Below are 584 nucleotides of genomic sequence, written 5' to 3'. Positions count from 1 at the left end.
TTATTAAAGTGCGGGTTAATTAAATCTATATATAAGCGTAGAGTAATCACGAAAATACGCAAGAATTATGCTTATTTATGCAGATGTTCTGTGCATCGCTATGATTTAATATATAAATATCAGATATTGACCCGGGGATTTAACAGTACAGGTTGTTCTAAGACGGCAGGTACTGGGCAGAAAAAGTCTCTTTGTATAGAATAATTTCCGTCTTCCAGGTAGCCCGGCAACATCCCTGTTATCGGCTGCCGTTATTGTCTGTCACCCGCTGCGCGGGCTGTCACACCGGTCAGCATCTGCGGACCGGTGATAGTCAATCATATGCAGAACGGCGGTGATCAGAAATTATATTGCACACCAATGCGGAAACGGGTCTGACGTTCATCCGTCGTTTTACGCACGGAAACATCACCAACCTGTACGTAAGGTGTCCATTGTTTATTTATATTATAAGCCACTTTCAAATCCTGCTCATAATCCCACTTATCATTATCATACAGGATCTGATCACTGTGTTTATAAATATAGTTATATTCAAACCGCCAGTCGGCAATTTTATAACCCAGCCAGATTTCACCGCGGTT

Annotated in this window: 1 protein-coding gene; it reads right to left on the bottom strand. The window is 41.6% G+C overall.

Annotated elements, in window-relative coordinates; all coding sequences use genetic code 11:
- Positions 1 to 338: 338 nt before the first annotated feature.
- Positions 339 to 584 (bottom strand): oligogalacturonate-specific porin KdgM family protein (locus J1785_RS00405; RefSeq protein ID WP_217218537.1); only part of this gene is annotated, 246 nt, incomplete at its 5' end.

This window comes from Rahnella perminowiae (assembly GCF_019049755.1).
Classification (GTDB): domain Bacteria; phylum Pseudomonadota; class Gammaproteobacteria; order Enterobacterales; family Enterobacteriaceae; genus Rahnella; species Rahnella perminowiae.
The sequence above is the reverse complement of the archived record's forward strand: the minus strand, read 5'-3'. Positions and strand labels throughout refer to the sequence as shown.